General features: G+C 39.8%; 5 protein-coding genes. All 5 read left to right on the forward strand.

The window, feature by feature from the left end; genetic code table 11:
• Window positions 1–189 precede the first annotated feature (189 nt).
• The 5 genes from CSV60_RS12345 to CSV60_RS12365 all read left to right on the forward strand — a co-directional run bounded on the left by CSV60_RS12345 (window position 190) and on the right by CSV60_RS12365 (window position 7,454).
• Window positions 190–1,875 (forward strand): hypothetical protein, encoded by a 1,686-nt coding sequence (locus tag CSV60_RS12345; protein ID WP_143560698.1) that lies wholly within the window; start codon window positions 190–192, stop codon window positions 1,873–1,875.
• A gap of 53 nt (window positions 1,876–1,928) precedes the next feature.
• A complete protein-coding gene (locus tag CSV60_RS12350) occupies window positions 1,929–3,380 on the forward strand; it encodes an S-layer homology domain-containing protein (RefSeq protein ID WP_099631178.1) in 1,452 nt (483 codons plus the stop codon).
• A gap of 18 nt (window positions 3,381–3,398) precedes the next feature.
• Window positions 3,399–5,795 carry an S-layer homology domain-containing protein gene (locus CSV60_RS12355; protein ID WP_099637200.1) on the forward strand — a complete coding sequence of 799 codons (2,397 nt, stop codon included), beginning with the start codon at window positions 3,399–3,401 and terminating at the stop codon, window positions 5,793–5,795.
• Window positions 5,796–5,956: 161 nt separating this feature from the next.
• On the forward strand, window positions 5,957–6,586 hold the full coding sequence (locus tag CSV60_RS12360) for a YflT domain-containing protein (protein ID WP_158232905.1): 630 nt from the start codon (window positions 5,957–5,959) through the stop codon (window positions 6,584–6,586).
• A gap of 184 nt (window positions 6,587–6,770) precedes the next feature.
• Complete coding sequence (locus CSV60_RS12365; protein ID WP_099631181.1) at window positions 6,771–7,454, forward strand: C40 family peptidase; 684 nt, start codon at window positions 6,771–6,773, stop codon at window positions 7,452–7,454.
• Window positions 7,455–7,586: the final 132 nt, after the last annotated feature.

The following is a 7,586-nucleotide window of genomic DNA, read 5'->3' on the forward strand; positions in this document are numbered from 1 at the left end:
AACCGACCCTTTCTTTTGTTAACTATACTGTGTATCCTATCATATCTGTAAAACCTTGACAAATAAACCGATACTATGAAACGTGCAGTCAACCAGTTATGTAACTATATGATCAGACCCGAATATGAGTCCTTTTCTTCACATCTATTCCAATTGACCGATATAGAATGTATACGATTATTTTTGGAGGTGGGACAAATAGTAAATAGTAAATGGTGTGCTATTTTCACATGCTATATTGCAATTATCATTGGGTTCCTATTTAGTGTAGCAAACTCAGCGGAAGCAAGCGAACGGATTACTGGCACATTTATCAAGGCTAATTATGAAGATGTAGTAGTAGATAAAGCCACTACCAAGAAAGAATTACGCAGTGTGACAATCAAAAACGATGCAGGAGTTGCAGCTACTTATACAATCGATCGATACACAAGGTTATCCGTGGACACAATCGCTGTTAAAATCGATGCTTTTAAGTTAGGTATGATAATAGAAGCGGATCTACAAATTCGCCATCTTAAAACTCTTCATGGTAAAACGGATACACCAAGTGCGGTCATTGAACCAAACGCTAAAGCCTATAGCGGTATGGTCACGTATGTGGATAAGAACCGAAAAGGTCTAACCATTACATTAGATGACGGCCGTGTAAAGAATGTCTATATTAATTCAGAAACTCAGTTTTTTAAGAAAGGGAAACTTACGACTAGTAGCTCTTTATATGAAGGAGATCGTGTCAACATTAAGTTCTCCAACTATAATTCTAACTACATTACAATGTTAGAAATTTTAGATCCAGGCGTTCAAGTTGCAGGCTTATATAAAGGAACACTTCATCAAATCGACCCGATCAATCGTAAAATTATCGTGCGTAACGAGACGAAATTTCTAAACTGGCACTGGTATGAAAACAATGTCAAAAGCACTTCTAGCTATTACTACTCTGCCAAAACACCTATTTACTTTGAAAATAAACCAGTTCCCCATAATCAGTTGCGGAAGTATGCAAACCTGAAAGTCTACCTAGCAACTGTAAATAAACATGGCAAAGAACAAGTAGAACGTCTCATTATACAAAAAAATGCGGAACGTACTTTTTACGAACCATTGAGAAGCTTTAATGGAAAAACAAAAGAAATTAGCCTGATGGATTCACACCGATTCCGCTATCACGATGGATCTATTCTGATCCGCAACGGCCGCTTAGTCTCGCCTGAATCATTAGGCGCTTATGGAACAGCCTTTGTTGCGGCATCCGGACCGATCAAAACACAGTACGCAAACATTGTACATATTAGCAATGACGGATTAGACAGTCCGAACTTATCTGATCAGTCTATTTACTTCGGCAAAATTGCTGGAGTGCTTGGCTATAAGTTACGTCTGTCAGATGCTTATGAACTAAAGAATAATGTTTGGTCTTCTATGAAAGAAAAAGATGTAGATTTTAATAATGAGACGTATGCAGTGCAAGAATATAGTAAACAATTTATCACACTTATCCCCCAAATGGACCTGCGCTTCATGATGGACTATTACGGATATTTCTATATTTCCGATGACAATCAAGTGACTGCTATCCACTTAACAGACAGCAACAAAGCACTCGCTACTATTACGTTAGTGGGACGTTTATCCAAGTTAGACCCTGTACCAAAAGGAAAGGTCACTCCTACGAAAATCAGTGTACGGAATGTAAGTAGATGGATGAACGGTGCATGGGCTGATCAAGCCGAAGTGAAGGATATGAATATTCAACAAGCTACCTTCATCAAGGATGGTGTAGTCATTCAACCAAGTGATTTAGAAATTAATGACCGACTATTTATACTTGCTGAAAGTATCGTCAAAGGAAAAATTATTCTAGTAGATTAAAAAATCAGGCAGTGAAAGTATCATCTCCCTGCCTAATAGAAGGTGTTGTATTAATGAAGTTCTTTAAAAAAATAAGCGTATGTACTCTTTTCTCTCTTCTTCTAGTCATAACCTCACTTCATGTTAGACCAACATTCGCAACCCCGATCGACGTAAATGGCGGGGTCATGAACGAATATGAGTATAGCGAAGTATTTTTCCTGACAGGTGAGCCTATAACCTTTTCTGGAAAAGCGAGTATCACAGAAAAAGAAAGTAAAAATATTCTTACTCGTACTTACCGCTTTACGTTAACCGGTGATAAAGAGAATCCGAAGTATAAGGATGCAAAACTTACTAGAAGCTTAAACTATGTAGCCAACGTTAATGAACACGAAGGTAAAGGCCAAACTACTTCCCAATTTGAAGTGAAGAGCTATTCCGAGAAAGTAACTATCAGTAAGGATACGTATACACTTGCTGACTATCAGTATTCGGAAGGAATGGTGGCAGACAATCTACCTGCTTCCACTTTTTATTCAGGCAATATGGTTGGCCGGAAGATATACAAATATGTAAATGGCTCAACTAAAGATGAAGAGATCATTACCGTTCACTTAAATGGACGTAATATGGGCTATAAAAACTTCTGGGGGGCTACTGAAACGCAGTTGATGGATTCAGAGATTGTTACGCCTAAAGGTTCTGCTTTCATTACAAGCAAAGCTTCCGACAGCAAATCTCGCGTCATGGTATACGAACCATTCGACCCTTCCATATCGAGCTTTACAGGTGGACATTCCGTAATCAGCTCTTCCGATATGGTAAGTGAATATACGTATAACATTCCTTTCGGTGCAGGTAAAGGAAAACTGGAATTGCAGAAAAAGAATTTACCATTGGTAGAGCGCTTAATCGTGCCTAAATTCCGTGATCTAAATCGGCACAAAGCAAAAGATTCCATTGAAAAGCTTTATTCACTTGGTATTTTCGATGAAAATTCTCAATTCTTCTCCCCGAATACACCCATGCAGCGCTATCAATATACAATCGGCATTTTAAAAGCAGTGGACCTTCGTGTTCTGGAAGAACCAAAGAAAAGCAAAGTACCACGAATTCCAATTTTCAAAGATCTGTCCACAAAAGATCCTGACTATATGTATATCGAAAGTGCAGTAGAGCAAGGAATCATTACCGGGGTTACACCAGACCTATTCGAACCTGATAGCCCCATCACACGTGTACAAGCGATCGCCATTCTCGTTCGGGCACTTGGAATGGAAGGTCGTGCTCCAAGTCCAGGCTTCAAAACACATTATGTTGACGACTATAAGATTTCCGCATGGGCTAAAGATAGTGTCTATGTTGCAACAGAACTTGGATTGGTAAAAGGGACCGAACAGAACTACTTCAATCCGAAGCAACCCCTGACAAGAGCACAGGCGGCATTGCTAACATCCCGTTTCCTGGATTTTCTGGAAAATGACTTAAAACAAAATTATCGCGATGATATCTTATTCCAATAAGAAAGGAGCTCTACCCTATTGAATCGACGCACTATCTATATATGGAGTTTATCACTTGTACTATGTGCACTTTTGCCACTACAAGTTTCTGCTAAAACTCCTTTCACAGATGTAAATGATCGCTACTGGGCTAAAGATGCTATTCAATGGGCTTCTGAAATCGGCTTAACATCCGGTTATCCAGATGGGACATTCAAGCCGGAACAATCCATTACGGAAGCCCAACTCGTAACAATGCTCGTTCGCTTTGATCTCAACTCCCCTCATTCATTCCTTTCAAAAAAGGGTGAGCATAAGGCGATGGGAAATTATCGTTACCTAACTAAATACCACTTACCGTTACGCGGGCTTAACAGTGGTTCTGCAAGAAACATGGCCTTACAGCGATCATTTGCAGCGAAGATTTTCGCCGCGTATCAAGGAAAAGATTTGTATGCACAGGAAGCGATCTATTATCTTTACACACATAATTTGGCCAATGGAGTAACAGGTAAGAATGATTATCAAGATTTTGCGCCAAAAAGAAATCTTACGCGTGCTGAAGCGGTTCATATTATGTATCAAATGTTCCTTAATCAAGGCCGTTATATTCAAGGTCTTTCATCACCCGCAACAGGTAAGGATAATGCACAATATGCAAAGCCTCCCCTGTTCGTTGAAGAGGATGAGCTAGAATTCGAGCGCCCAGTCCCACCTTCCCTACCCGGAGTTAATCCTGGCAAGCCTTTTGAAAGAGTGGATGTGGATATCGAAAAGCCAACCTTAACCGCGAATGGTCGAGATGAAACATTCATTACATTTACATTTAAGGATTGCAACGGTAAGCTCATTCCTTATGAACAAGAGATGGAATTTGAAGTGACTTCCAAAGAAGGTGCGGCAATTGAGGTAGATATACCTATCCCACAACCCGATAAGCCACTAATTTCGCCCACGCCTAAACCCGAGCCGGTGCCGGAGCCTGAACCTAAACCTGAACCAACACCTGTTGACTCGCAAAAATCAGATGAAGATCCTGATCGTGCGTTTCCAGAAAATGAAAATGCAGTGAAATCGGCTGCTACAGTTGCTGCTGCGAACCCTTGGTATCGACATGCGATTTCAGATGGCCCAGAAGTTACGGTGAAAGTGACTGCGCCCCATACAACGACTCAAACCGTAGACGTGATTACTTTGACGCCTATAACGAAAATAGGATCTTGCTCACTTCCTAGAGCAACCGCAACTATTACGTATGTCCCTAGAGCTGAAATTCAGTTAGATATTTATGACGGAAAATATAATGACTTAGGAAGAACTTTCATTACTGCTACACTAGCACGTCCAGGTGGTGCACAGATTACGAATTTCAATGGGTATTTAAAAATAGACTCTTTATATCATCTACCATTTGAATCATCATTCGTAAAGTTTAGTCATGGTCAAGCCACGACTTCTTTCATTACCCCCACTACTTTAATGAAGAATGAAATCATTGTTACAGCAATAGCAAACACGTCGGTAACTGACAGTGCAGTGCAATCTATACTAGAGAAAAAATTTAGTGCACCCGTTTCGTATGCACCACCATTATCAGCAGATAAGACGTGTACAAATCAAAAGCCTGAAATCGGTTTCCTAATAGATTCTTCGGGCAGTATGAAGCGTAATGATCCTCAGCGATTGCGTGTTACTAAAACAGAAGAGTTCATTGACACACTGCAAGCAGATGTCAATATAGCAACGCATTTCACTACTAGCGGAATGTTTTTAGAGAAAGGTACACCAAATCCTGTTATCAAGTCTTTGGAAAAAGTGAAACAAAGTGGCGGTACAAATATTGCTACTGGTCTAAAAGTAGCTTTTGATAAATTTACGACCGTTCAACCAAAAACGCTTATACTTTTGACCGATGGCAAATCCGCCAAGGCACCTATTTTAAAAGAAGTCGAGTATGCCAAAAATCATGGCATCAAAATCTATACGATTGGACTTGGACAGAATGTAGATACTGATCTATTGAAACAAATAGCCTTGGATACGGGTGGGAAATACTTCTCTATTAAAGAGAATATTGAATTACCTCTTGTATATCAATCGATTTTACAAGAAATTAATTGTGGCATACCAATTGAATCTTGCTCACTGAGTGCATCCATTTTCGAGTCCCCTTCTGTAAAACTGGAACATAACGATATCCGAATGAACACCGAACTGTTGACTGCATGCGGTCCTATTAGCAAAGTAATCGTCCGCTTCTCTTCACAAGACGGTAATTTGGATTATGAACTTACGCACAGAAGACAAGGAATTTATATGCTGAATAAAAAGCTTTATGAAATTCAAGACTTCTTACTAAATCCCAATGCAACATTCATAGCATACGACAGTGCTGGGAAAGAAATCGGCCAGCAAATAGTGCAAATTGAACAATAATAAGTAAGCGTCGCTGCAGAGTTCCTACACTCTGTAGCGACGTATTTTGTTTACACTATGTTTTACATTTCATACACCAATCCCCTGTCAACGTTCACCAGGTTTTTGAAGAACGATAAACGGGTATGCTATATAGCAACTATAAAGAAGGAGGCTATATAATGGATGAACTGATAAGCAAAACATTTATTGGTGTGTATTACAACGACGCTGACCTTCTAAGCAAGATAGAAGAATTAAAAGTGACCGGCTATCTCGATGATAATATTTATGTAATTGCTAAAAATGAAACTGACGTAGCTATGCTGCGTAGTAGAACAGGTGCAGATGTGTACTCCGCATATGATACGTGGAAAGATCGCTTTATGGATTTCCTAACAGGTGAAAATCATATTAAACAAATGATGTATGGCATCGGGATGGATACGGATCAAGTAGACCGCTATTACGAAGAAGTTCAACACGGTGGCATGATGTTATATGTAGATGAAGGTTGGGCTTTCAGTGTATATTCGAAAGACAAGACGTTCCAAACAGATAGATTATCAAATCATACGCCTAGACCTGTCACCGATTCCACTAAAACAACAATTCCATTCATTGAAGATATAGAATCTGAACCGTCTTATGGAGGATATGAACCACTGCAAAACCCTGCACATCCTGAAGTGTTGAAGTCAACTAGCCAAGCTGGGAGCATTCAGACAAATAATTTAACTTCTAAAGAAGAGCGTACCGTATTGTCCGAACAAATCGAGCATGAAGATTCTGCTGCTTTCCCTAGAGAATGAGTACTTTCGTGATGGGCCTTCCTTTCCTACAGGAAGGCTTTTTTGCTTTGTTACAATCTGTTTACAAAACGCTATTCTTGTAACCTCTTCTTAATATGAACGTAATGTTTACTCTGTAAGCTGTCGTGTAAGATATAACTTGCAGCTAGAGAGTGATATATAATGTTTCGGAGGAGAATTATTCATGAAAAAGTTTTTATGTTCAATTTTGATGGCATCCGCCATGTTCGTCGGATTCACTGGCGGGACAGCCGATGCAGCAGGTAAAGCGACAGCTAAGAGTGGTACATACATAACAGTACATAATGCGAATGTTCGAGCAGATGCTGGAACCAAACATAGAAGAGTCTTTACATTGAAAAAAGGTACACGTGTCCAACTGACACATCAAAAATATGCAGATAAGCAATTGTGGTATAAAGTAAAGATTAACGGTAAAATGGGATATGTTTCAAGTTCCCTGTTAAAGAGATCTACAGGCAAGGCAGTAGCAGCAGCTTCTAGTGCTAAAAGTGGAGGATCTGGTGTTGTGAAAACAGCAATGAACTTGCGCGGAATTCCGTACCGTTTCGGCGGCACTACAACTAGAGGATTCGACTGCAGTGGATTCATTCAGTATTCATTCAAGAAAAATGGTAAGTCTGTATCTAGAACAACAACTGGGCAATTCAATCAATCGTCTAAAATTAAATCCCCAAGACCTGGAGATCTAGTATTCTTCCACAACACATATCGCAAAGGGATTTCCCATGTAGGAATCTATGTTGGAAACAACAAATTTGTTCATGCTGGTGGCAAGAAGTCAGAGGTTGTCAGCCTAAACAATCCGTACTGGAAATCTAAATTCAATAGTTTCAGAAGAATATAATCGAGTAGGAGGGAGTGATTAACTCCCGACCTCTCACACCACCGTACGTACCGTTCGGTATACGGCGGTTCAACTAAGATTGATGACGCAAAGTTTCGTAACGTGATAATAGACTTTTGAGCCCTTGGGAAC

The organism is Sporosarcina sp. P7 (assembly GCF_002743425.1).
In the GTDB taxonomy this organism is placed as follows: Bacteria; Bacillota; Bacilli; order Bacillales_A; family Planococcaceae; genus Sporosarcina.

Coding starts and splice junctions, on each gene's coding strand:
- CSV60_RS12350 (WP_099631178.1), top strand. CDS start 1,929: ATGAAGTTCTTTAAAAAAATAAGCGTATGTACTCTTTTCTCTCTTCTT.
- CSV60_RS12360 (WP_158232905.1), top strand. CDS start 5,957: ATGGATGAACTGATAAGCAAAACATTTATTGGTGTGTATTACAACGAC.
- CSV60_RS12365 (WP_099631181.1), top strand. CDS start 6,771: ATGAAAAAGTTTTTATGTTCAATTTTGATGGCATCCGCCATGTTCGTC.